This is a genomic window from Bradyrhizobium liaoningense (assembly GCF_018130955.1).
In the GTDB taxonomy this organism is placed as follows: domain Bacteria; phylum Pseudomonadota; class Alphaproteobacteria; order Rhizobiales; family Xanthobacteraceae; genus Bradyrhizobium; species Bradyrhizobium liaoningense_C.
This window is the reverse complement of the sequence record NZ_JAFCJM010000016.1, coordinates 123,966-145,420: the sequence shown is the minus strand read 5'-3', so window position 1 is coordinate 145,420 and position 21,455 is coordinate 123,966. Positions and strand designations below refer to the sequence as shown.

General features: G+C 64.3%; 27 protein-coding genes. 14 read left to right on the top strand and 13 right to left on the bottom strand.

Translation table 11 applies throughout. From position 1 onward, the window contains the following. Positions 1–40: 40 nt before the first annotated feature. A complete protein-coding gene (locus JQ632_RS16365; protein WP_212403606.1) occupies positions 41–1,186 on the bottom strand; it encodes a fructose-1,6-bisphosphatase in 1,146 nt (381 codons plus the stop codon). A 395-nt stretch (positions 1,187–1,581) separates the two neighbouring features. Between JQ632_RS16365 and JQ632_RS16360 the strand changes: the two genes are divergently transcribed. From JQ632_RS16360 to JQ632_RS16350, 3 genes are all read left to right on the top strand, one after another. Then, positions 1,582–2,316 (top strand): hypothetical protein, encoded by a 735-nt coding sequence (locus JQ632_RS16360; RefSeq protein ID WP_212403605.1) that lies wholly within the window; start codon positions 1,582–1,584, stop codon positions 2,314–2,316. A 115-nt stretch (positions 2,317–2,431) separates the two neighbouring features. Further along, a complete protein-coding gene (locus JQ632_RS16355; RefSeq protein ID WP_212403604.1) occupies positions 2,432–2,803 on the top strand; it encodes a VanZ family protein in 372 nt (123 codons plus the stop codon). A 149-nt stretch (positions 2,804–2,952) separates the two neighbouring features. After that, a complete protein-coding gene (locus tag JQ632_RS16350) occupies positions 2,953–3,132 on the top strand; it encodes a hypothetical protein (protein ID WP_212403603.1) in 180 nt (59 codons plus the stop codon). A 676-nt stretch (positions 3,133–3,808) separates the two neighbouring features. Here JQ632_RS16350 and JQ632_RS16345 read toward each other — a convergent pair. From JQ632_RS16345 to JQ632_RS16335, 3 genes are all read right to left on the bottom strand, one after another. Then, a complete protein-coding gene (locus JQ632_RS16345; RefSeq protein ID WP_212403602.1) occupies positions 3,809–4,021 on the bottom strand; it encodes a hypothetical protein in 213 nt (70 codons plus the stop codon). Positions 4,022–4,051: 30 nt separating this feature from the next. Continuing rightward, positions 4,052–4,279, bottom strand: coding sequence for a hypothetical protein (locus JQ632_RS40455; RefSeq protein ID WP_409363490.1), 228 nt, complete (start codon positions 4,277–4,279; stop codon positions 4,052–4,054). Positions 4,280–4,600: 321 nt separating this feature from the next. Beyond that, positions 4,601–4,867 (bottom strand): hypothetical protein, encoded by a 267-nt coding sequence (locus tag JQ632_RS16335; protein WP_212403600.1) that lies wholly within the window; start codon positions 4,865–4,867, stop codon positions 4,601–4,603. Between the two features lie 276 nt (positions 4,868–5,143). Here JQ632_RS16335 and JQ632_RS16330 point away from each other — a divergent pair, with 276 nt between their 5' ends. After that, positions 5,144–5,770, top strand: a complete 627-nt coding sequence (locus JQ632_RS16330; RefSeq protein ID WP_212403599.1) for a PilZ domain-containing protein — start codon at positions 5,144–5,146, stop codon at positions 5,768–5,770. A 55-nt stretch (positions 5,771–5,825) separates the two neighbouring features. Here the strand turns inward: JQ632_RS16330 and JQ632_RS16325 are convergent, their stop codons facing one another. Beyond that, positions 5,826–6,071 carry an HdeA/HdeB family chaperone gene (locus tag JQ632_RS16325; protein ID WP_249152079.1) on the bottom strand — a complete coding sequence of 82 codons (246 nt, stop codon included), beginning with the start codon at positions 6,069–6,071 and terminating at the stop codon, positions 5,826–5,828. 281 nt (positions 6,072–6,352) lie between these two features. Here JQ632_RS16325 and JQ632_RS16320 point away from each other — a divergent pair, with 281 nt between their 5' ends. The 6 genes from JQ632_RS16320 (at position 6,353) to JQ632_RS16295 (ending at position 11,435) form a co-directional block, all read left to right on the top strand. Beyond that, positions 6,353–7,348 (top strand): acyl-CoA desaturase, encoded by a 996-nt coding sequence (locus JQ632_RS16320; protein ID WP_212403597.1) that lies wholly within the window; start codon positions 6,353–6,355, stop codon positions 7,346–7,348. Positions 7,349–7,469: 121 nt separating this feature from the next. Continuing rightward, positions 7,470–7,739, top strand: coding sequence for a hypothetical protein (locus tag JQ632_RS16315; protein ID WP_212403596.1), 270 nt, complete (start codon positions 7,470–7,472; stop codon positions 7,737–7,739). A gap of 345 nt (positions 7,740–8,084) precedes the next feature. Then, complete coding sequence (locus tag JQ632_RS16310; protein ID WP_212403595.1) at positions 8,085–8,345, top strand: hypothetical protein; 261 nt, start codon at positions 8,085–8,087, stop codon at positions 8,343–8,345. Positions 8,346–8,424: 79 nt separating this feature from the next. Beyond that, positions 8,425–9,471, top strand: coding sequence for a PrsW family intramembrane metalloprotease (locus tag JQ632_RS16305; protein ID WP_212403625.1), 1,047 nt, complete (start codon positions 8,425–8,427; stop codon positions 9,469–9,471). Between the two features lie 63 nt (positions 9,472–9,534). Then, on the top strand, positions 9,535–10,113 hold the full coding sequence (locus tag JQ632_RS16300; protein ID WP_212403594.1) for an HdeD family acid-resistance protein: 579 nt from the start codon (positions 9,535–9,537) through the stop codon (positions 10,111–10,113). Positions 10,114–10,349: 236 nt separating this feature from the next. Further along, positions 10,350–11,435 carry a 3-deoxy-7-phosphoheptulonate synthase gene (locus JQ632_RS16295; RefSeq protein ID WP_212403593.1) on the top strand — a complete coding sequence of 362 codons (1,086 nt, stop codon included), beginning with the start codon at positions 10,350–10,352 and terminating at the stop codon, positions 11,433–11,435. A 61-nt stretch (positions 11,436–11,496) separates the two neighbouring features. Here JQ632_RS16295 and JQ632_RS16290 read toward each other — a convergent pair whose 3' ends face one another. Genes JQ632_RS16290 through epmA form a run of 3 tightly spaced genes read right to left on the bottom strand, consistent with a single transcriptional unit; the run spans position 11,497 to position 13,949 of the window. Continuing rightward, a complete protein-coding gene (locus JQ632_RS16290; protein WP_212403592.1) occupies positions 11,497–11,748 on the bottom strand; it encodes a hypothetical protein in 252 nt (83 codons plus the stop codon). A gap of 45 nt (positions 11,749–11,793) precedes the next feature. Beyond that, positions 11,794–12,888 (bottom strand): lysine-2,3-aminomutase-like protein, encoded by a 1,095-nt coding sequence (locus tag JQ632_RS16285; protein ID WP_212403591.1) that lies wholly within the window; start codon positions 12,886–12,888, stop codon positions 11,794–11,796. Further along, a complete protein-coding gene (gene epmA, locus JQ632_RS16280) occupies positions 12,885–13,949 on the bottom strand; it encodes an EF-P lysine aminoacylase EpmA (protein ID WP_212403590.1) in 1,065 nt (354 codons plus the stop codon). Before epmA ends, JQ632_RS16285 begins: the two co-directional genes overlap by 4 nt. A gap of 174 nt (positions 13,950–14,123) precedes the next feature. Between epmA and efp the strand changes: the two genes are divergently transcribed. Together efp and JQ632_RS16270 are read left to right on the top strand one after the other, a co-directional pair. After that, positions 14,124–14,690 (top strand): elongation factor P, encoded by a 567-nt coding sequence (gene efp, locus JQ632_RS16275; RefSeq protein ID WP_027557928.1) that lies wholly within the window; start codon positions 14,124–14,126, stop codon positions 14,688–14,690. A gap of 51 nt (positions 14,691–14,741) precedes the next feature. Further along, positions 14,742–16,343, top strand: coding sequence for a M23 family peptidase (locus JQ632_RS16270; protein ID WP_212403589.1), 1,602 nt, complete (start codon positions 14,742–14,744; stop codon positions 16,341–16,343). Between the two features lie 63 nt (positions 16,344–16,406). On the opposite strand, the gene JQ632_RS16265 is transcribed toward JQ632_RS16270, so the two are convergent. Beyond that, on the bottom strand, positions 16,407–16,910 hold the full coding sequence (locus tag JQ632_RS16265; RefSeq protein WP_212403588.1) for a cupin domain-containing protein: 504 nt from the start codon (positions 16,908–16,910) through the stop codon (positions 16,407–16,409). 47 nt (positions 16,911–16,957) lie between these two features. After that, positions 16,958–17,437, bottom strand: coding sequence for a carboxymuconolactone decarboxylase family protein (locus JQ632_RS16260; RefSeq protein ID WP_212403587.1), 480 nt, complete (start codon positions 17,435–17,437; stop codon positions 16,958–16,960). A gap of 106 nt (positions 17,438–17,543) precedes the next feature. On the opposite strand from JQ632_RS16260, the gene JQ632_RS16255 reads away from it, so the two are divergent. After that, entirely contained in the window at positions 17,544–18,062 is a 519-nt protein-coding gene (locus JQ632_RS16255; protein ID WP_249152072.1) for a MarR family winged helix-turn-helix transcriptional regulator, read from the top strand. Here the strand turns inward: JQ632_RS16255 and JQ632_RS16250 are convergent. Continuing rightward, the gene (locus JQ632_RS16250; protein ID WP_212403585.1) at positions 18,059–18,223 is read right to left on the bottom strand and encodes a hypothetical protein; all 165 of its coding nucleotides are present in this window, start codon (positions 18,221–18,223) and stop codon (positions 18,059–18,061) included. The two genes, JQ632_RS16255 and JQ632_RS16250, sit on opposite strands and share 4 nt — an antisense overlap. A 124-nt stretch (positions 18,224–18,347) precedes the next feature. On the opposite strand from JQ632_RS16250, the gene JQ632_RS16245 reads away from it, so the two are divergent. Then, the gene (locus JQ632_RS16245; protein ID WP_212403584.1) at positions 18,348–19,580 is read left to right on the top strand and encodes a lytic murein transglycosylase; all 1,233 of its coding nucleotides are present in this window, start codon (positions 18,348–18,350) and stop codon (positions 19,578–19,580) included. Positions 19,581–19,712: 132 nt separating this feature from the next. Here the strand turns inward: JQ632_RS16245 and JQ632_RS16240 are convergent, their stop codons facing one another. Continuing rightward, a complete protein-coding gene (locus tag JQ632_RS16240) occupies positions 19,713–20,519 on the bottom strand; it encodes an aldolase (RefSeq protein WP_212403583.1) in 807 nt (268 codons plus the stop codon). A 101-nt stretch (positions 20,520–20,620) separates the two neighbouring features. Beyond that, positions 20,621–21,430, bottom strand: coding sequence for an SDR family NAD(P)-dependent oxidoreductase (locus JQ632_RS16235; protein WP_212403582.1), 810 nt, complete (start codon positions 21,428–21,430; stop codon positions 20,621–20,623). Between the last annotated feature and the right edge of the window lie 25 nt (positions 21,431–21,455).

The window sequence follows — 21,455 nt, the reverse complement described above, 5'->3', positions numbered from 1 at the left end:
CCTACTAGCATGTCGCAATAGCGCCCGTGTCGCATGCTCTCTATTCGGCCGCTTCAGGCTTGCGCTCCTCTCGCAACCGAAAGCGCTTCAGCAGAGCTGACACGGTGTCGCGGAAGCCGCCATACTCCAGCTCGGAATAGGGCAGCATCGCAGCACCCGACCAGCCTTGGCTGCGCATCTCGATGGCCTTGCGTTGTGCACGCCGGCGCACCTCGTCCCACGCCAGGTTGTCGAAGAAGTCGGTATAGGACTCCGAGAAGCGGCCATCCTTGTCGATCGAAAAGCCGGCGCAGGAAACGATCGGCAGACAGTACATGCCAGTCACCGGTGTATTGAGCGGCACCGGCATCAGCGGCATCACGTGCGAGCCGCGTGCATCGCCACCGACGAAGTGCGCCTTGGCGAACGGCGAGACGATTTCCTCCGGCGCCGGGAAAATTCCCTGGTTCCTGATGATCGCGACCGGATCATCCTTGCCGGTGTACTTGCCTGCGATCGCGTGAAGACGCTGCGCTGACACAGCGGCGGCGACCTCGCCATGTGTTTGCGAAACGATGCGATCAATGCCAAAGCGCTCGTTGTCGCGTAGCAGCGCGGCAATGTGGTAGTTGTCCGCGGGCGCGTCGAGTTCGATCACGCTGTCGCCGGCTGTGTTGTCCATGTCAATGATATGGAAACGGAATCCCTTGATCATCGGGGGCAGCATCAGCCCCGCGCAATACATGGGATCGGCAAAGGCAAGGTAGAGCGGCAGGTTGTAAGCGCCGGGGCCGCATTTGTCGGCGGCGAACACCATGAACGACTCCGCGGGCCTCGGGCCCGATAGGCTGTGCTCGAAGCTGAGTTCGGCGACGCCCGGGCCGGCACCGCGAATGTTTCCGGAAGGTGCGTCTGCGAGAAGATCCTGGCCAGCGCCGTAGAGACCGGAAGTCTTTGCAACCGAAGTCGCCGCAAGAAACGTCTTCCAGGCGAATTGATGGACCTCGGAGCTGCCTTCGCCCCTGGTGTGCGTCATGATGATCGCGATGTCGTCGCCGGTGTGGCAGATGAAGCCGTCGATCAAAAGACCAGTAGCGATCGCCTTCCCGACTTCGACATCGACAGCCGCCATCATGCGTGAAGACGGTTTTGTATGCCCTCCAACGGAGCCAACGTCTGCCTTGATGACCGAAAGGGTGAGTCTCATGAGCGTTCCTCCCCGCGCAAGCTCAGCGCCTCGGCCTCGGCGCTTGCTGCGCCGGGGCGACGGCGCTGCTTATTCGCAAAAACGAACGTCCAATGTCGCGATTAGGTTCCAGCTGCAGGTTTAATAGCCCTACATGCTGAGTAAGCGCCCCCCTCCCTTGCCGCAGGCAAGGTTTGCCAACAGCGGAAATAGTTAAGCGCATCAATGCGCGAATCTGGCTTCAAAAAAGCAGCAAACCTGTTGATTCCGCTCGTATATCGCGCTTCGCCAGGGTGCGCCACAACTCTCAACGACATCGTCGATCCAGCTTTCGCTTTCATCCGTATTGAGCGGCCGGCGCTGATTCACACCCCGCAGCCACCTCCATGAACCCGCCAGCCTCCTCGCAGCGACCAATGATGGCGCGAGGCCGTGGTGCCCGTTTGGAGGGACATGTGGAGCGAGGCGGGCCAAGCACGGAAGGCAAGGCCGGCACGCCCGCACCTGCACCGACGCCGCCCACCTGGCTGCGTCAGACCACGCAACTTGTCCCGGACCGACGCCGCCGCATGCTGGAGCACATGGCGCGGTACAAATTTGTTGCCAAGCGACCGGCCCATGGCTCCTCCGAGGATCCGCCGCGCGCCGTCGTGTTCATCGCGAAATTCGTGCTCTACATGGTGTTCTTCGGCTTCATCGGAGCCTTGGCTTCGTCGTTGTTTCCGATCTGCCTGGGCCTGTTCCTGTTCTTCACGGCTGATGACTTTATCGAATGGGCGCTCGAGACAACGGGCATCCGCCTTGTGCCCCACGCACCCGGGCCGGACTTCATCAAGTTCTTCGTGTTCGCGTTCGGATGGGGCCTTCTGCTGGGATCCTGGCGCGACTCCGCCCCCGCCTGGCTCGAACCACTGCTGCCGCCGAAGGCGCCCTGGCCTTTCTTCGCCGGTACGGCTCTCCTGATGGCAGCGACAGCGGCTATTGCCGCGGCGATTGCGGGACTTGTGGCCCCGCGCGCGAAAGATCAGTCCGCGGGCGAAAGCCTGGGTCGAAGGACGGCGAAATTCCTCATCTGCCTCGTCGTATTGGCATTGCTTGCCGGGCTCGATTATTCGACGTCGATCGTCTCGACCTGGCTCGAAGGTCGCTAGCCAGCAGCCGAAGCGCCGCGCAAGCCTTCAACTGGCGCATTCTGCTGCGTGCACGCTTAACGATATTTGGCGCTTTCAAAGGCGCCCGCCGGCGCGCTCGGCTATTGCTCGCGGGATGAACCGGAAAATCGCGCTCATGGCGGCCGGCGCCTGCCTTGGCCTGATCGTCTATGCCACGCTGTCTCCGATGGCGGGGCGGCCCGTGTTCATCAGCCACCACGAGCCGCTGCTGGTCGCCGCCATCGAGCGTCTCTGCGCCTATGGCCTCCTCGGTGTCCTCGTCGCGCGGGCCCTTCCGGATCGCCTTCGCCTGGCCTGCGTGCTCGTGGTCGGCGCCGCCTTCCTGCTGGAGCTTCTCCAGGCCTTGCAGCCGGACCGCGATCCCTATCTGCCGCACGCCCTGCAAAAGGCCCTCGGCGGCCTTGCCGGCATCCTTCTGGTTCAGATGATCGTCACGTTCAGGCGCAATCGATCCCGCGCCGGTTGAGCCCGCGCAGCGAACCGCTGTTCAGCCAACATTTGTGGCGTCCTCCGTCTCCGACATGCTAGGTAAATCCCGGCGTCGAGATCGGGAAAACATGGCAATTCGACGCCTGGAGAGGTACGGCTCTCGCCCAAGAAGAAGAGGGGCACTCAATGAAAGACATAAAGGCCCAGCTCGAGAAGCTACGCACGGAGGCCGCCGAATGCGCATTGATCCGTGATCTGGCGACCGACGCCAGGAAGCGCGAGCTGTTCGCCAGGCTTGCCGCCCAGCTGGACGTCTTGGCTGACGAGCTGGAGCGCGCCCTCGGCACGGAACCGAAGATCACCTGAGTGGCGTTGTTCGAAAATAGGAACAAACGGCAACGCAAGCGGCTTTCTCTGCTGCCGGCTCCCGCCGATGCCGGCCGGAACGGCCCCGGCCCCAACCTGCGACATCCCCAGCCGAGCCGGGGCCGTCTCCTGCCTTGCCAGACGAGATGCCATGACGTGCCCAACAAGCAAGGACGAACCTTGCCTGTCCTAGGCTCTTTCGACAAGGATGGATGGCGACGCTAGAGCGCGATGGCCTTAGGTTGAAGCGTCATCGCGCTTTAGGTCTTTGTTTGAGCAGGATCTCTGCGCAAACGCGCTCCGGTTTGTCGCGAGGGAAAACCGCTGCGCACTTTTCCGGATCATGCTTGAGCGCCGGTTCGTCGTGCCGGGGAGCGACGCCATTCTGTCCGCTCGGCAGCACAACAGCACCTCTGACAACAACTCGAAACGCAATGGCTCCAGCGTAAGACAATGTCCGCGCCCGTCAACTGTCCCTGCCCGTTTACCTTAACGCCGCGCGTTGCAAGCCTCGCCGGTCGCGACGCGCCGTGTGCACTTACGAACATGCGCGACGACAAAGGCGGTCCAAGAGATGGCCACCGGGACAGGGAGGTCCTCAGCGAGAGAAACAACGCCGCCTGCATCTTGCAAGCGGCGTTGTTGCGATCGCGTGCGCTTGCGCCAGCTCGCAGTCTCAGGAAATCGCCCCAGGCAGTCTCCACTCGGCGCGTGGATCGCAAACCTCGTCCAATCGCTCGACATAGCCGGCCGGCAGAATCCGACCGCCCTCCTCGTCCGCGACCGGAACGTCCGTTACCAGGCCCTCGATCAAGGCGGCCTCCCGGACTTCCTTCTCAGTCGTGAGCGGACTCCCGATTTGCCTCTGACCTTCGAACAGGGCGTACATGCAAGTCTCCCTCACGCATCACCCAAAAACCTAACGCTTGGCAGGCGGGCCGCTCTTGTTGCCCGGTAGCCCCTTCACGTTCGAAGAGTCCTGCTGTTCGACCGATGGATTCTTCGAGCTCGAACCGACCGTTCCCTGTCGCGCGGGCGGTCCGTTCTTGTTGCCGGGCGCACCGGCAATTCCTGTTCCCGAGTTCGGCGCGCTCGGAGCAGCAGTTGCCGCGCCCGTCGTCGTGGTGGAATTGGATTGGCCGGGGATGTGGGTCGCTGAGCCCGGCTTCTCCTGTTCGCTCACGAAGCCCGATGCTCCGGAGTTGCGTGTCTTCACGCCCTTGTCCGCCTCATGCTGAAGGGTTTCGTTTGAGTTCTGCTGCGCCGTTGCCGGCACAATCAGCGTTGCGAGCGCAAGGGGAACAGTCAGAATCAACATTCGCATGGATTTCCTCCTGAGATTCATCCCCACCAACGCCCAGCGACGCCGACATTTCCTTGCGACAGCATTCATTGTTTCGCATGCGGCTGGACACGGGAGCGCTGTTCCCACGCTCGAACCAGTGACGGGCGACAGCGGCGCTTCCACCTAGCCAAGGGCTTTGTCGGCAACGTATCCGCCGCGATATCGACGCTGCGCCGGTCGCGCGCGCCGCGGCAGCCTTGGCAGCTTCTCGATCTTCGCCAGCTGCCCTGACGCTGAGACGACAGCCGCCTCCTGGAAGCCACATCCGCCGCAAACGAAGGTGACCTCGGTCGGCGTCGCCCACGCGGATTTCCGAATCTTGGCCGCCATCGGCCAGGCGCGGCATTCGGGGCACGAAATCAGGAAACGACCAGGGTCCAGCATACCCATCGAGATCTCTCCACGATCTGCCCAAGTCGAAATGCTCAAGCCGTGCAGATCGTTCCGGGGCCGGCCTCATCGGCCCGTCGTTCCCTGCCGTCCATCAGCGCAAAGCCGGTACCGTTGCGCTCACTGCACAAGGTCGTGAGGGTTCCAAATTCCGACATCGCACAGCCCATCTCGTTAACCTGAAATTCACACCTGATCATGCGCGACGGTATCAATTACTTTAGACATTCTCATTAGAGATGCGCGCGGAAACGATCCGACACACGATTGGCCCTCATGTCCGTCAACGACTTCCTCCGGCAGCGCGCAGTGGAATTGACGGTTGGCGGCAGCTATTCGTTGCATCGCTGGTACGACTGCGAGGGTCGTTTGCGTAGCTTCGCCTGCCGCACCAAGCGCGTTTCTCCGTTCCGCATGATCGTCGACGTCCCCGTCGTCGGAAAGGTCGGCGAGCGCGTCACCTCCTACTTCCAGGACTTTGGTGAGTTCGAATGCACCATCAGCGAGACGCTGAAATCGGGCTTCCTGATGGAGCTCGAGATGACGCGCGCGCGGCGCGCCTGGATGTCGGAGAAGCTCAACTGGCTCGAGAAGAAACAGAAGGACGCCAGCATCGAGGAATTGAGGCGCGACGCTCGGTTCGTGCCGAAGGTCGCGCATACGCTCCTGACCCTGGCCGACGGAGCCACGCATCCCTGCCTCATCATCGACATGTCGACCGCGGGCGCCGCCGTGTCGGCGGAATACGATCCGGAGATTGGCACCCCGCTCGCGGTCGGCGCCTGCGTCGGCCGCGTGATCCGGAAATTCGCTCACGGCTTTGCGGTCAAGTTCGCCGAAAAGCAGAACCGCGATCAACTCGAACGCCTGATTGTCCGATCGGCGCAGTTGCAGCCCGCCTAGAGTTGCCGAGACACGCTTCGCACCAATACGCTTTCAAATCGCCTCGATGACCGCCCTACTTCGCTGCGGCCTCGACCGCATCCAGTAGCGGCATGTCGCGATGCGACTCGCAGAACCGCGAGACCTTGTTGGAATTCCGCTCCAGCGCCTGGGTATCGACGACCGGATTGTTGCGACGACCGGCGTAGAAGCCGCTCAGCCAGACGTTCACGGTGCGGCTGTGCGTGATGCGCTGGGTGATGTCTTGGTCGCAAGTGATCTTGGAGACGTCGACCAGCACTTGCGCTGCGGCCCGTGACATGAGTAGGCCCGCGCCGACCAACCCGACAAAAAGTCCGGAACAAATGAGTTTCGCGATCCGCATGAGCTCCCCGCACATCAATCCTCGATGAGCTTCACTTGCCGGCCAGCGGAATCACTCGGCTTGACCTGGATCAAGGGACGACTTGTTGGTGCGGGCACGGCGCCTCCGGTTCGGCTGGTCCTTAACTTTCCCGCGACGGAAGCCTTGGAAGGCCGGGGATAGGCGCTATAAGGTGTGCCGGGATGTCTCCGCAATCGCTGCGGGATCGGGAGTCTGGAATGTCCGTCGCAGACGTTGAGTTCACGCCTGCCGGGTCGCAGTCGATCCGGCCGCAGCTTCCACCGGGTGTCATCGTCGGCGGACCGGCCGTGCAGGCAAAACTCCGCGAGACCTACCTGTTGCTCGGCATCCTCTATGCCGGCACGGTCGCCGCCCTGATCTGGGCCGCCGTGCAGGGCATCGGCTGGATCGAGCTCTCCGTGTTCGCCGGCATGTTCGCGCTGACCACTTTCGGCATCGGCGCCGGCATGCACCGCCTGCTCGTGCACCGCAGCTTTCGCTGCGGCCCGGTGATGCGCGTGGTCTTCTGCGCGATCGCACAGATGGCCGTGCAGGGCTCGATCCTGAAATGGGTCGGCAACCACCGACGCCATCACCTCTATGCTGACGATGCCGGCGATCCTCACAGCCCGCATTACGACGGTTTTGGTGCGCCCTATCTGAGCGCACTGAAGGGCATGCTGCACGCGCACGGCGGCTGGGCGTTCGACCAGGCCACGACCGACAACGAATACTATGCCAAGGATATCCTCGCCGATCCCATCGCGATGTTCTTCGTCCGCACGCGCTGGTTCTGGTACGGCATGTCCGGCGTCTTCATTCCCGGCGCCATCGGCTATGCACTCGGCGGCCTGCACGCCATGATCGGCTGCGTGCTGTTTTCAGGCCTGTTCCGCTGCTACGTGCTGATCCTCGTCTCCTCGCTCACCGGATCGGTCTGCCACAACTACGGCTACCGCCGCTATGAGGTTGACGATGCCTCGACCAACGAACTCGTCACCACGATCATCACGTTCGGCGAGGGACTGCACAACAATCACCACCGCTTCCCCCGCGATGCCTATCTCTCACATGCCTGGTACGAGTTTGATCTCAACGGCCTGATCATTCTCGGCCTCGAGAAGCTCGGCCTCGTGCACGACGTCTTCCATGCCTCGAGCCGCCATTTGGCCGACGCAGCCCCCGAACCGCAGCGGACCCCAACGGCAGGCTAGCGACGCCATCGAGACGGCCTGGACCGCCATCTCTTGGCCCAAATTGCGGAGCCAGATTTGTCCGACCGTGCCTTGTGCGCGGCCCTCGCTGTCATTGCTCGCGTGCGATCGGAGACTGGGGATGGCTGTCAACAAGATCACCTGGGACCGGGTTGGCCGGGTCACCGAGCCCGGCCGCTACATGTTCAAGTTCGGCTGGCTGACGATCACCGACGGCGACCTCGAGATCTGGAAGCAATATCCGCGCGCCGCCTTCACATTGCTCGGGCACGCCGGGACCGGCGATGTGATCGGCGATGAATTCCATCTCGGCGCGTTCGATATTTCGCCCGACGCGCAATTGCATTCCTTCGACGCATACAGCGATGCGAATGTGATCGAGTTGCATTAACCCGCGATAAACAGCCCTCCTCCTAGCGTTTCCCCCGGCTGATGGAATCAACCGGAATCGGCGAAGGTATCAACGCCATCGCCGGTCAAACCAACCTGCTAGCGGTCAACGCGACCGTCGAGGCACCGATTCGAGCCGGCTTCAGCAGGAGGTCGATGGCGAACACCGGTCTGCCCACCCGCGACCTCGATTTCGCTTATGGACTTGCGGCGGGAATACGTGCATCGTGAAGCGAAGAAACCTTCATATTCCCTTGATTTACCTCGCTAATCGCGACCTGCCGCACGCGGCCGCGATTGTTGCCGTGATCTTCGAACAGGATCGTTCATGCGATTGATTGCGCTCATGCTTTTCGTTGCAGCCTCGAGTAGCACCGCCGCAGCCCAGACCCAGGACTGCCGCGTGATCACCGACCCCACCGCTCAGCTCTCCTGCTACAACAATGAGACGCCGCCGGCACAGGCTGCCAAGCGTCAGAGGTCGGCACCGCCGCCACAGAAGTCGAAGGTCGATTCCGAGAAGTTCTCCGACAAATACGCGGAGCCGCCCGACGCCGAGGATGCCGTGGTGCGAGCGCGCATCAACGGCATCTGCCGCGGCTGCTGAACGCCATGGCCCTGACACGACAGATCGTCGCATCGACGGAAGTGGATAAGCCGACCAAGGGAACCTATTCTCCGCCGTGATGCACCTCCTCGAAGCGCTCCCCACCGTCATCGGAACCGCGGCCATCGCACCGGCGCTGTTGCTGCTCTGGCTCGTGATCGCGGCCGAGGAGCGCCCCGGACCGCCGGCCCAGGTCTGGACGGCTTTCCTGCTCGGCGCAGCCAGCATCTCCGTGCTGGGTCTCGCCCGCGCGCCCTTCGCCAAGATGGTCGCGGCCCCCGACAATCCCTGGACCGCGCTTGCCATGCATTCGATCTTCGGCGTCGCGCTGCCGGAGGAAGCGGTCAAGGTGCTCGCCATCGTGCTGATCTCCTCGACCAAGCGGCGGACCTTTTCCAATCCCATGGACACGGTGGTCTATGGCGCCGCCGTCGGCCTGGGTTTCGCGGCCTACGAGAACCTCGCCTATCTCGTGCAGCACGCCGACATGTGGCGCTCGCTCGCCGCCTTGCGCAGCGTGCTGACCGTGCCCTTCCATGGTGCGCTCGGCATCATCGCCGGCGCTTACCTCACGATCGCCCGCGCCGGCACGGCGCTGGGGGCCAACCGTCACAATCGCGATTGGGCGCGCCTGTCCAGCCGGCTGCTGATCCTGGCAGGCCCGGTCGCGCTGCATTCTGCCTTCGATTTTCCATTGCTCACACTGCAGCGGATGCCGGATCTCGATCCCACGGTGCGGATGTGGCTCGGCGCGGCCAGCCTGCTGATCGGCTTCAGCTCGATCGGATTTGCCATCCGCCTGGTGCGGCGGGTCGCGCGCCATCACGCGCCGCGCACCGACGTCGCGCGCGAGCGGCTGAGCCAACTCCGCCGCATGTGGGCACTGCTGCTCGCCGGCGGCGGCGTCGGCTTCGTCGGCCTCGCCTTCGTGCTGACTTCGATCCATCACTGGCTGACCAATCCCGACCGCAATGTGACGCTGGTGCTCATCCCGATCGGTCTCACCTCGATCCTGCTCGGCATCGCCCTATTGGTTGTCACAACGGCGATCTACGTTCTCGGCCGCAACCGCATCCGCACCACGGCGGAAGGCTTTTCGTCAGCACCGGGGGCCTCGCCGGGATAGCTATCGCGGCGCGCACTCACTACATGAGCGACGCGTGCAAGACGCCGGTGCCAGGAGACCTCAATGACTTCTCCCGAGGATTTTCCTTCCCTGCAGTCCGCCATGAACCGCGCGGTCAAGCAGAACTGGAAGGCGTTTCTGTTCGAAGGCATCTTGCTTGCCATTCTCGGCATCGCCGCGCTGATCCTGCCGCCGCTCGCGAGCCTCGCCGTCACGATCTTTCTCGGCTGGATGTTCTTGATCAGCGGTATCGGGGGCCTCATCGTCACCTTCTGGGCGCGCAACGTGCCGGGTTTCTGGTGGTCGCTGATCTCGGCGGCGCTCGCCGTACTCGCAGGCATGATCCTGCTGGCGCGCCCGGCTCAGGCCGTGCTGACGCTGACCATCGTCGTCGGCGCCTATTTTCTCGCCGAAGGCGTCGCCACTATCATGTACGCGCTGGAGCATCGCCGCGAATTGACCAGTCGCGCGTCCTGGCTCGTGATCTCCGGCCTCGTCGACATTTTGATCTCGTTCTTGGTCATCACGGGGCTGCCGAGCTCGGCCGAATGGGCCATCGGCATCCTCGTCGGTATCAACCTGCTGTTCGGCGGCGCCGCGCTGATCGGCATCGCCATGGCGGCGCGAAATAGCAACACTTGACGGCCCACGTCGTCGTTCACCCCGATTTGGGGGTGACAAGGCCAGAGGGCTGCGCTATAGAGCCCGCCCATGATCAACCTCGTCACCAGCTATTTTTGGTACTTTAGCTACGACAGCTCGCTGGCGGCAGGAGGATCGCGCTCAATCTGATACATTGCAGCAAACAGTCCGAAACAGCCGCCAGACCTGGCGGCTTTTTTATTGGCCGGCAGGTTCTCAAAAGACAGGAGCCCGCCGTGCTGAGCACGACCGACGATCTTCGTATCCGCGAACTGAAAGAGCTGAGTACGCCTGAAGAGGTGATGCGGGAGATCCCGCGCACCCTCACCGCCACGCGCGTGGTGATGGCGGCACGCAACGCTATCCACGCCATCCGCAACGGCCAGGACGATCGGCTGCTGGTCGTGGTCGGCCCCTGCTCGGTCCATGATCCGAAGGCCGCCATCGACTACGCCGAGCGGCTCGCAAGCCTGCGCGAGGATCTCGCCGACGAGCTCGAGATCGTGATGCGGGTCTATTTCGAGAAGCCGCGCACGACCGTGGGCTGGAAGGGCCTCATTAACGACCCCGATCTCGATGGTAGCTTCGACATCAACAAGGGCCTGCGACTCGCGCGCAACGTGCTCTCGGCTGTCAACAATCTCGGCCTGCCGGCGGGAACCGAATTCCTGGACATGACGACGCCGCAATATATCGCCGACCTCGTCTCCTGGGCTGCGATCGGCGCGCGCACCACCGAGAGCCAGATCCATCGCGAGCTGGCGTCGGGACTGTCCTGCCCGGTCGGCTTCAAGAACGGCACCGACGGCAATGTTCGCATCGCAGCCGATGCGGTGAAGTCGGCCTCGCATCCGCATCACTTCATGGCGGTGACCAAGCGCGGGCGTTCGGCGATCGCCTCCACCGCGGGCAACGAGGACTGCCACATCATCCTGCGCGGCGGCAGCAAGCCGAACTACGACGCCGCGAGCGTCGCTGCGGCCTGTGCCGACCTCGCGAAGGCGAACGTCGGCCAGCGACTGATGGTGGATGCAAGCCACGCCAATTCCAGCAAGAAGCCGGAAAACCAACCCAAGGTCACGGCCGACATCGCCGGCCAGATCGCCGCGGGTGAGCAGCACATCATGGGTGTGATGATCGAGAGCAATCTGGTGGCGGGCCGCCAGGACGTGGTGCCGGGAACCGCGCTGACCTACGGCCAGAGCATCACCGACGGCTGCATCGACTGGGCGACCACGGCGACGGTCCTGAAGGAGCTTGCGGGAGCCGTGCAAGCAAGGCGGCAAGCGCAACGCACGGGCCTGCACGAACGTTCGGCTTAAGCGGAGCTGTCGCGGGCGGGGCGAGCTGTCGCGCCCTGCCCGCTGACCGGTATACGCGGCTTCAGCAGCCGCGGCAGATGCTCTTGATCTTCTTGTCGAGCGCCATGTTCTCCTTGCTCAGGGGATCATTGGGGTCGCCCAGGTTCTTCTCGCTCGGCACGTCGGAGGCGCGGGGCTGGCGATGACCGACCGGCGCCGGCGGCACCGAGCCCGCAGATTGCCCCGATGTCCCTCCCTTGCTGCCACCGCTCTGCGCGATGGCGACACCGCCGAACATCATTAGGAGCGACAGTGCCACGACGATGCTTTTCATTCTGCTCCTCCATTCCCTGGGCTGACGTTGTCCCTCATCATGCCCTTACGTCTCGGGCGGATAGAGATGAACGTCGCCGCAATAATCGACGATACGATAGCGCGTTTCCATATTCCGATCACGGTCACCGGGTGCGGTATTTTGCACCGCCGCGACGTAAGTCGGGCCAACCGGCGACTTTCCGGCGCCGCCGGGAATGTCGATGACATAGTCGGGCTGGCAGAGTCCCGACACCCGGCCGCGCAACTGGCGCATCAAGTCCTGCCCGGCGGCGAGAGTCGTGCGCAGATGCGCGGTGCCTGGTGCGAGATCACCGTGATGCAGGTAATAGGGCTTGATGCGGCATTCGACGAAAGCACGCATCAAATCCGACAGGGCCGCGATGTCGTCATTGACGCCGCGCAGCAGCACGGACTGGCTCACCATGGGAATGCCGGCGTCGACAAGACGCGCACAGGCGGCACGGGCGCCTTCCGCCAGTTCCCTTGCGTGGTTGGCATGCAGTGCGACCCAGGTCGTCGCACCCTTCACCTTCAGCGCTGCAACCATCTCATCGGTGATGCGCGCGGGATCGGCCACGGGCACACGGGTGTGGAGGCGGATGATCTTGACGTGATCGATGCCGGCGAGATCGGCCATGATCTCGCTGAGCCGCCGCGGCGACAGCATCAAGGGATCGCCGCCGGTCAGGATGACCTCCCAGATCTCGCTATGCGTGCGGATGTAGTCGATCGCGGCACGATAAGCGTCGTCCGACAGAGCGTTCTCCTTGCCGGGGCCGACCATCTCGCGGCGGAAGCAGAAGCGGCAATAGACCGCGCAGACATGAACGAGCTTGAACAGCACGCGGTCGGGATAGCGATGCACGATGCCCGGCACCGGCGAATGCGGGTGATCGCCGATCGGGTCCGCCGACTCGCCGGGCTGCACGTCGAGCTCCGCGGCGTCAGGAACGAACTGGCGTGCGATCGGGTCATTGGCATCCGACGTGTCGATGATCTCGACCAGCGCAGGTGTGATCGCGACCGCATAGCGCGATGCGACGCGCTCGAGCGCGGCCAGTTCCGATGCCGGCGCAAGTCGCTGCGCCACAAGCTCGGCCGGCTCGCGCAAGGTGCGTGCAAGGTTGGTCTTCGTCATATCTCACTTAACGTTTCATTTGCAGGCGGCGTCCACACCACCTGATCGATCCTGGATGCGCCGCTCGCCAGCATCACCAACCGGTCGAAGCCGAGCGCGACCCCGCTGGCCTCGGGCATTTCACCGACCGCGGCCAAAAAGTCCTCGTCGAGCGGATAGGCCTCGCCGTAGCGGCGCTGCTTTTCCTCCATCGCTGCGGCGAAACGGCGGCGCTGCTCCGGCGCATCCGTCAGCTCGCCAAAGCCGTTAGCAAGCTCGACGCCGCAGGCATAGACCTCAAACCGCTCGGCGACGCGGGGATCGTCGGCCTTGACCCGCGCCAGCGCCGCCTCTGGAGATGGGTATTCGAACAGGATGGTCAAACGCCCCTGCCCCAGCCTCGGTTCGACATGCTCGACCAGCACCTTGCTGAAGATGTCGGACCAGGTGTCGTCATCGGCCACCCGGACTTTCCCGGCGGCGGCGGCCGCGAGCGCAGCGCGGTCGCCCTCGCCACCATGAATTGTCGCCAGCAGGTCGATCCCGGCGAACTGCTCGAAGGCGTAGCCGACCGTCAGAAGCTCCGGCTCGGCAAAGGGGTCGGCGGTGCGCCCCCGGAACGAGAACGTCCCGATCCCGGTCGCCTGCGCGGCATGGGCGATCACCACGATGCAGTCGGCCATGATGGCGTCGTAGGGGGCGCCCGCCCGGTACCATTCCAGCATGGTGAATTCGGGCAGATGCAGGTCACCGCGCTCCCGGTCGCGAAACACCCGGGCCAGCTCAAAGATCTTGGGCTCACCGGCCGCAAGCAGCTTCTTGCAGGCGAATTCCGGCGATGTCCGCAAATAGCGCGTGGCCCGGCTGCCGTCGGGCCGCAAAAGCTCGGTCCGCGGGGCGTGCAGATGGGTTTCGTTACCGGGGGAGACCTGGAGGACCGAGGTTTCCACCTCGACAAACCCCTGCTCGGCGAAAAAGCCCCGGACGGCGGCCGCAATGGCGCCCCTGGCCTGGAGAAACGGGCGTCGGTCGACATGCCGGCTGGGCGACCAGAACGGCGAAATGGGCTTGTCCCCAGCCATTAACCGGCCGTCCCAAGACTGTGCAAAACGCTGGCATCCACCGGCAAAATCAGTATGTTGCGGCCCGAAGCGGCCGCCAGGGTCCCAATCGGGGCCCGAGACCGGTCCCGAAGTCCCCCATCAACACGTCCATGCCCTGGCCGAAGCCGGGTCAGGCAAGCAGGAATTATAGCTTTGAGAGTCATCGCCAGTTCTATTCGCAAGGGCAACGTGATCGAGCAAGACGGCAAGCTCTATGTCGTCGTGAGCGCCGAGAACATCCATCCCGGCAAGGGCACCCCGGTCAGCCAGATCGAAATGCGCCGAATCAGCGACGGGGTAAAGATCTCCGAGCGCTACAAAACCACCGACCAGGTCGAGAAGGCCACGATCGAAGAGCGCAACTACACCTTCCTGTATGAAGACGGCGACGGCTTCCACTTCATGAACCCCGAGACCTACGACCAGGTCCAGGTCTCCAAGGACGTGGTCGGCGACGCCGCCGCGTATCTTCAACCGGACATGACCGTCAAGCTGTCGACGCACGACGTCAACGTGGTGTCGCTCGCGCTGCCGCAGCGCGTGACGCTGGAAGTGGTCGAGACCGAGCCGGTGACCAAGGGCCAGACCGCCTCCTCCTCCTACAAGCCCGCCGTGCTCTCCAACGGCGTGCGCACCACCGTGCCACCGCACATCTCGGTCGGCACCCGCATCGTGGTGATGACCGAAGACGGCTCCTACTCCGAGCGCGCCAAGGACTAAGCGATCGGCTAATAGAGGGACTGGGGCAACCAGAGACGCCGGGGGGCGACAGTGAGCAGGAAGGCCAACCGCTTCGTCTGGCGAGCCTTGGCCTTGCTGTCGCTACTCGCAAGCTATCCCGTCGCCGCCGACGAATTCCACTCGCCCTCCCTCACTGCACCCCGCATCGAGTGGCGCGCGGCGATCGACCAGTTGCGCACGGAGATCAACACGCGCCCGATGGTTGCGGGTGATTTCGTCTTCGTGCCGCGTCGAACGGTCTCCCGCTTCGATCCGCGAGCAATGCCGGCGCTGCTTCAGCTCAACGGGGTCACCTCGCAATTCTTCAGGGGGATCGCGCGCAGCTCCGTTCCGGTGCTGCTGCCGTTCGACGCCGCGGCCTATCTGGACGCGCAGCGCAGCGGCGCGCCATCGAGCCTGTCGATTGCCCGATATCAGGCAGACTTCAATCCCGTCGACATGTTCGACGCCGGCCCGGCCGGCTACAGCGCGAGCTTCTCGTTCGAGCCCGGCGCCGGCGACGGCATGCCCTCGCGCGTCTTCGCAAAGCCGGTCGAGGTGCAGATCACGGGCTCGGCGCTCATCTATGACATCGCCGATCCCACGGGCGGCAAGGGCGAGCCGGTCAAAGCGGTCAGCGCCCAATATCCCGATATCCGCAGGTTCATCCGCGAAGGCTATGTGCGCTACGCCTTCACGCGCTTCGGCGTTGCCTATGTTGTCTCGATCCAGTGCCTCGACAGCGTCGCCAAACCGCGGCGGCTCGCCTGCAAGGAGGCCTATCCGGTCGCCGAACGCTTCCTGAGGGCGCTGCGGGTTGCCGGCGGATCGCGGATGCGTCCGCTGCGGGATGTCGCCCCCGATGTCACGGATCGGCCGCCCGAGCGATCGGCCGAATTCACTTATCGGCCGAGCGGTGACATCATTCCGAATTCCGGCTATCGCAAGCAGAACGGCCATGCCGACGTCATTGCCTATTCGCAGATCCGGTTTCCGCTGGAGAAATTTCCCGCCATCGTCCGCTCGCAGTCCTACGCCAAGCGCGACAAATCGGAGGCGCCGACGCGCGGCTACGTCTGGCGCGACAACTTTTGCGAGTCCCGCAGTTTTGAGGTTTGGCAGTGCGGTGGCGGCTACGGCCACCAGGGTGAGGATATCGTCGCCGGCGAATGTCCGCCCGGCAGCGAGGGCAGCGATCGCTGCGATCCCAAGCAGCAGGGCGTGGTCGCCGTGCGCGACGCCACCGTGATCCGCGGATCAAAGGACCAGGCCGCCACGCTGCAGGTCAACAGCCGCACCGAGCACATCCGCTTCCGCTACATGCACATGAACCCGTCGGCGATGAACGCCGACGGCCTCGTCAATGGCCGTACCGTCGCCGAGGGCGAGCGGATCGGTCTGGTATCCAACTATATGGATCACCCCGCCGGTACGTCGCGCCACCTGCATTTCGACGTGCAGGTGTTCACCCGTGACGGCTGGATCTGGGTCAGCCCCTACGTCACGCTGATCTCGGCCTATGAGCGCCTGATCCGCGCCCGCGGTCGCGAGACTGGTCCGGAGATCGCAGGAACCGCGCAGCCGGTGGCCCACGCGCTGCCCGAGGACGTGGTCAAGCCGGACCAGCGCGAAGGCAGCAGCGAGGAGAATTGAGACGCGCAGTCGCGCATGAAGCCCGGATGCAACGAAGCGCAATCCGGGACGGTTTCCACGCGATTACTCCAAAAACGTCGTGAGCTGCGCGCCTTCATCCGCCACGAACACGGCGATCAATTCCGCTGGCTCGGTCGCGCTGGCATTGGCCGACACCAGGTGCGTCGAACCGGGCGGCTCGAAGAACGACTGGCCGACCTTGAAGGTCTCGACCGGGCCGCCGCCGAGTTGGGAACGGATCTCGCCCTTGCTGATGTAGGCGGTCACGGACCCCGCATGCTTGTGCGGCCGCGTAAAACCGCCGGGACCGTAGAACACCCGCACGATAGTGACGCGCTTGCCGGGTACGTTAGGCAGCGCGTAGGAGCCGATCGGCTCGACCTTGTCCAGCGGCGAGCCTTCCGCAGCCGACGCGCAGACCGGCGCCATCGCAGCGGAAATGGCGTCCATGGTCGCCGGCAGTGCCCTGCCGATGGCCAGCGCGCAGGCCAGCCCTCCCACGACGGCAAGGGCAAACGCCTGCGATCGAGGCCGCGCGGTATCGGAGAATGTAGCAACCGAAGTCATCCCGAAATCCTCCCGGAAATGATGATGTTCTGACGGCGTGTGCCGATTTATGACGCCGCGGCGTTGGCGGCAGCCGGCCGCTTTGCCGGCGTCCACCGGAAGGCGGCGCCGAAGCGATTCCAGACGTTAATCGAGGCGACGGCCGAGGTCAGATAGGTCAGCTCCTTCTCCGAGAACTCGCGCGATACCTCCGCATAGATCTCGTCGCTGACCCCGTCGGGCAGATGCGTGAGCGCCTCGGTCCAGGCCAGTGCGGCCCGCTCGCGCGCCGAAAAGATCGGCGCCTCGCGCCAGACGGCGACGAGATTGAGCTTGTCGACGGGCACGCCAATGCGCTCGGATAGCAGGATGTGGTGCTGGACGCAGAAGGCGCAGCCGTTGATCTGCGACGCCCGCAGCTTGATGAGTTCGACGAGCTGCTTGTCGAGGCCGGCCTTGGCCGCAAACTGGCCGAGCGCCAGCACCACGTCGTAGACGTCGGGGGCCATCGCCTTGAAGTTTTCGTATTCGCTGCGGGCGTGTGACACGACCTTCACCTCGTGTTATGTAAGAGCACTGATATCGTATAAGAGCTCTGATATGTCGCGCAAGGCTGAAGGCCTCACAAGACCACGACCAAACCGGAAGGCAGCAATGCAGAGGACGACGGGCCGCCCCCGGACCGCGAGGACCGACGGCGGAACCGCGGGCCTGCCCGCCCGTCCGCCCGCACCCGGCGAAGGCAAGCGCGGCGAAAAAGGCTATCTCGGCTATCTCCTTCGTCAGGCGCAGGCCGCGGTGCGCCTCAGCATGGACCGCACGCTCACCGAGCTCGGCGTCACGCCGCCGCAATTCGCCGTGCTGACGATGCTCAGGGCCTATCCCGGCCTGTCCGGCGCCGACGTCGCCCGCCTCACCTTCCTGACGCCGCAGACCGTCGGCGTGATCATCCGCAATCTCGAACGCGACGGCGCGATCCGCAAGGCGCGCCATCCCGTGCACGGCCGCATCCTGCAATGGTCGCTGACGCCGCACGGCGCGACGCTGCTTCGGGGCTGCCGGCAACGGGTCTTGGACATCGAGGAGCGTCTTGGCGCGGGGCTGGATGGCAAGACCGAAGCCGCCATCAGGCGCTGGCTTTCGAAGATCGCAACGGAAATGCAGGACGGCTAGTCGCCGCCACCCCAGTCGATATCCGGGAGGTCGAAATCGCCGCCCGCGCCGCGTTTGTCCCCGTTGCCAAAATTCTCCGCGAGGATCGCGACGACAACGACGATCAGACCCGCGGCGAAGGGCCAGGGATTGGCGCGGACGAGGTCCAAAAGCTCCTGCATGGCCTATCCTGCGCACGGAGTAGCGAAAGTTCCGTAAATCGAACGGCCAAAAGCCGCGGATCCGCCTTCAGGATTTGCCAACCCGGCGCCTGCGCGAGGGGCGGCTTCAGGCTAGGATATCGGCATGAAACAACCTGATTCCTCTGACAGCCCGACCCGCCGCACCCTGCTTCAATCCACGCTCGGCGCAGCCATCCTCCTCGCCTCGCCGACCCATGCGCTCGCTGCAGCACCCCCGGGCTTCGACGAGTGGCGCGAAGCCTTTCGCGCCCGCGCCATGGCCAAGGGTATTTCGGCTTCGACCTGGCAGCGCGCGATGGCGCGGGTCGAGCCGGACATGAGCGTGTTCAAGCAAATCCGCAACCAGCCGGAATTCAATGAGCAGGTCTGGCAGTACATCAACCGCCGCGTCTCCGACTGGCGCATTATCAACGGCAAGATCGCGCTCAAGAACAATGAGCAATTGTTCGCGCGCATCGAAAAGGATTTTGGCGTCGAGCGCGGCACGCTGCTGGCGCTGTGGGGCGTGGAGTCGGCCTATGGTGATCCGCTGGTGCAGCAGAACCATATGAAGCCGATCTTTCCCTCGCTTGCCGCGCTCGCCTGGAACGAGCCGCGCCGCAAGGCCTATTGGGAGACCGAACTGATCAACGCGCTCAGGATCGTCGACAAGGGCTGGAGCACGCCGGAGGAGATGCGCGGTTCCTGGGCCGGCGCGATGGGGCATTCGCAATGGATGCCGGAAGTCTGGCTCAATGTTGGCATCGACTATGACGGCGACGGCAAGGTCTCGCCGTTCGGCCGGCCCGACGATGCGCTTGGGGCGACTGCAAAGTACCTGGTCAATCGCGGCAAATGGCACCGCGGCGAGCATTGGGGTTATGAGGTGCGCGCGAGCGGCAATATGAGCGGCAGCCGCACCTATGCCGCCTGGCAGGCGGCCGGCGTCGTGCGCGCGGACGGCCAGCCGTTTCCGCAACCGAATGCCTCAGCGCAGATGTGGGCGCCGGTCGCAGGCGGGCCCACATTCCTGCTCGGACCGAACTTCTATTCGGTGAAGAGCTACAATCCTTCGATGAACTATGCGCTCGCGATCTGCCATCTCGGCGACCGCTGCCTGGGCGCGCCGCCCTTCATCCAGCCCTTCCCGGGCTCGGAACGCGCGCTGACGCTCGCCGAGGTGCAGGAGATGCAGACACGCCTGACCAAGGCCGGCTTCGACACCGGCGGCACCGACGGCCGCGTCGGCAACGACACCATGAAAGCGATCAAGGACTTTCAGCAGAAGGCGGGACTAGCGCCCGCCGATGGCTATGGCGGGTTGAAGGTGCTGGCGAAGCTGCGCCAGGGATCGTAGGCCCGCTCACTCGCTTCGTCATTCCGGGGCGCGCCACTTGGCGCGAGCCCGGAATCCATTTTTCCGCCCTGGCTCGCCGCTCGATGGATTCCGGGTTCGCGCTTCGCGCGCCCCGGAATGACGAGGATATTATCAGTGCCGGTACTGCGGCTCCTCGGCATCGAGCTGGCGGCGGATCGCGGCAAGATGCAACCGCGCGGATTCGGCATCGCCCTCGCGCATCTGCCGGTAGGTTGCCTCCGCAATCGCGGGATCGACGGGCAGCACCTTGCGTCCGGTCGACATCGCCAAAACCTGCACCTCGGCCGCGCGCTCGAGATAGTAGAGATCGTCCCATGCTTCGGCGATGGTCGGAGCCAGCACCATCACGCCGTGGTGCTTCATGAAGATGATGTCGGCGTCCCCTACGGCGGACGCGATGCGGGCGCCCTCGCGGTTGTCCAGCGCCAGACCGTTGTAATTGCGATCGACCGCCGTGCGGCCGTAGAATTTGAGCGCCGTCTGGCCTGCCCAGATCAACGGATCGCCCTCGGTCATCGACAGCGCCGTGGCGTTCGGCATGTGGGTATGGAACGCGACTTTTGCGCGCGGCAGGCGCTTGTGGATTTCGGCGTGGATGTAGAACGCGGTCGCCTCGGGCACGCCGTCACCATCGAGCACGTGGCCGTGGAAGTCGCAGATCAGGAGCTTTGACGCCGTCAGCTCGCGAAACGCGTAGCCATAGGGGTTGACGAGGAAGAGATCGTCATGCCCCGGCACCACGGCCGAGAAGTGATTGCAGATTCCCTCTTCAAAACCGTTGCGCGCGGCCATGCGGAAGCAGGCGGCAAGATCCTCGCGTGCGGTACGGATCGCATCCGTTGCGAGGTCCGGGCGGTTCGAGCCCGCCGATGCCTTGGCGGATGCAGATGAAGTGGCGTGAGACAGACTATGCGCCATGGCGAAGACCTCTTGAGCTAGCCGCCGGCGTTGTACAGGGGTGACGCAACCGCGTCAGCCCCTGCGACCGCCACCCTGCCCTTCGCGCTGCGCGGCCTAAATCACGCCCGCCGCGGCACCGCGCCCGCGTTCATGCCGCCGTCGATCACGAGCTCGGTGCCGGTGACGTAGTGCGAGGCATCTGACGCCAGATACAGCACGCCGCTCGCGATCTCCGCGGCCTGGCCGGCGCGGCCGAGCGGCGTCGCCATTTTCGCGCGCTCCTCTGGATCGATCGGCGCGTTCTGGCCGGCGCCGGTCGCGCCCGTCGGGATCTTGCCCCAGATCGGGGTGTCGATGATGCCGGGATGCACGGAGTTGACGCGGATGCCGTCGCCAGCCGCCGCACATTCCATCGCGATGGACTTTGCGAACAGCCGCACGCCGCCCTTGGTCGCGGAGTAGCCGGCAAGTCCGGCCGCGCCGCGCAGGCCCGCGAGCGAGGACATCATGATAATGGAGCCGCCGGCCGTCCTGCGCATCAGGGGCAGGCAGTACTTGACCGAGAGAAACACGCCGTCGAGGTTGATCGCGTTCTGCTTGCGCCAGTCGGCAAGCGTCATGTTGACGATATCGGGCACGGCGATACCGATGCCGGCATTCGAGACGAGCACGTCGAGCTTGCCGTAGCGCCTGGCGATCTCGGCCGCGATCTCCGCCCAGCGTTCCTCGCTGGTGACGTCCTGCTCCAGAAAGATCGCCTTGCCGCCGGCCTTGGTGACGCGCGCCACAACCTCGGGGCCGCGGAGCTCGTCGACATCGGTCGCGATCACGGTCGCGCCCTCCTTCGCCAGCAATTCGACGACCGCCTCGCCAATGCCCGAGGCGCCGCCGGTCACGAGCGCGACCTTGCCTTCAACCTGCCCTGCCATTTCAACTCCCTTTGTTATTGTTCTA

What these genes read in the sequence shown, in the direction of transcription:
- JQ632_RS16365 (WP_212403606.1), bottom strand. Translation starts at nt 1,186, where the DNA reads ATGAGACTCACCCTTTCGGTCATCAAGGCAGACGTTGGCTCCGTTGGA.
- JQ632_RS16360 (WP_212403605.1), top strand. Translation starts at nt 1,582, where the DNA reads ATGATGGCGCGAGGCCGTGGTGCCCGTTTGGAGGGACATGTGGAGCGA.
- JQ632_RS16355 (WP_212403604.1), top strand. Translation starts at nt 2,432, where the DNA reads ATGAACCGGAAAATCGCGCTCATGGCGGCCGGCGCCTGCCTTGGCCTG.
- JQ632_RS16350 (WP_212403603.1), top strand. Translation starts at nt 2,953, where the DNA reads ATGAAAGACATAAAGGCCCAGCTCGAGAAGCTACGCACGGAGGCCGCC.
- JQ632_RS16345 (WP_212403602.1), bottom strand. Translation starts at nt 4,021, where the DNA reads ATGTACGCCCTGTTCGAAGGTCAGAGGCAAATCGGGAGTCCGCTCACG.
- JQ632_RS16335 (WP_212403600.1), bottom strand. Translation starts at nt 4,867, where the DNA reads ATGGGTATGCTGGACCCTGGTCGTTTCCTGATTTCGTGCCCCGAATGC.
- JQ632_RS16330 (WP_212403599.1), top strand. Translation starts at nt 5,144, where the DNA reads ATGTCCGTCAACGACTTCCTCCGGCAGCGCGCAGTGGAATTGACGGTT.
- JQ632_RS16325 (WP_249152079.1), bottom strand. Translation starts at nt 6,071, where the DNA reads ATGTCACGGGCCGCAGCGCAAGTGCTGGTCGACGTCTCCAAGATCACT.
- JQ632_RS16320 (WP_212403597.1), top strand. Translation starts at nt 6,353, where the DNA reads ATGTCCGTCGCAGACGTTGAGTTCACGCCTGCCGGGTCGCAGTCGATC.
- JQ632_RS16315 (WP_212403596.1), top strand. Translation starts at nt 7,470, where the DNA reads ATGGCTGTCAACAAGATCACCTGGGACCGGGTTGGCCGGGTCACCGAG.
- JQ632_RS16310 (WP_212403595.1), top strand. Translation starts at nt 8,085, where the DNA reads ATGCTTTTCGTTGCAGCCTCGAGTAGCACCGCCGCAGCCCAGACCCAG.
- JQ632_RS16305 (WP_212403625.1), top strand. Translation starts at nt 8,425, where the DNA reads ATGCACCTCCTCGAAGCGCTCCCCACCGTCATCGGAACCGCGGCCATC.
- JQ632_RS16300 (WP_212403594.1), top strand. Translation starts at nt 9,535, where the DNA reads ATGACTTCTCCCGAGGATTTTCCTTCCCTGCAGTCCGCCATGAACCGC.
- JQ632_RS16290 (WP_212403592.1), bottom strand. Translation starts at nt 11,748, where the DNA reads ATGAAAAGCATCGTCGTGGCACTGTCGCTCCTAATGATGTTCGGCGGT.
- JQ632_RS16285 (WP_212403591.1), bottom strand. Translation starts at nt 12,888, where the DNA reads ATGACGAAGACCAACCTTGCACGCACCTTGCGCGAGCCGGCCGAGCTT.
- epmA (WP_212403590.1), bottom strand. Translation starts at nt 13,949, where the DNA reads ATGGCTGGGGACAAGCCCATTTCGCCGTTCTGGTCGCCCAGCCGGCAT.
- JQ632_RS16265 (WP_212403588.1), bottom strand. Translation starts at nt 16,910, where the DNA reads ATGACTTCGGTTGCTACATTCTCCGATACCGCGCGGCCTCGATCGCAG.
- JQ632_RS16255 (WP_249152072.1), top strand. Translation starts at nt 17,544, where the DNA reads ATGCAGAGGACGACGGGCCGCCCCCGGACCGCGAGGACCGACGGCGGA.
- JQ632_RS16250 (WP_212403585.1), bottom strand. Translation starts at nt 18,223, where the DNA reads ATGCAGGAGCTTTTGGACCTCGTCCGCGCCAATCCCTGGCCCTTCGCC.
- JQ632_RS16245 (WP_212403584.1), top strand. Translation starts at nt 18,348, where the DNA reads ATGAAACAACCTGATTCCTCTGACAGCCCGACCCGCCGCACCCTGCTT.
- JQ632_RS16240 (WP_212403583.1), bottom strand. Translation starts at nt 20,519, where the DNA reads ATGGCGCATAGTCTGTCTCACGCCACTTCATCTGCATCCGCCAAGGCA.
- JQ632_RS16235 (WP_212403582.1), bottom strand. Translation starts at nt 21,430, where the DNA reads ATGGCAGGGCAGGTTGAAGGCAAGGTCGCGCTCGTGACCGGCGGCGCC.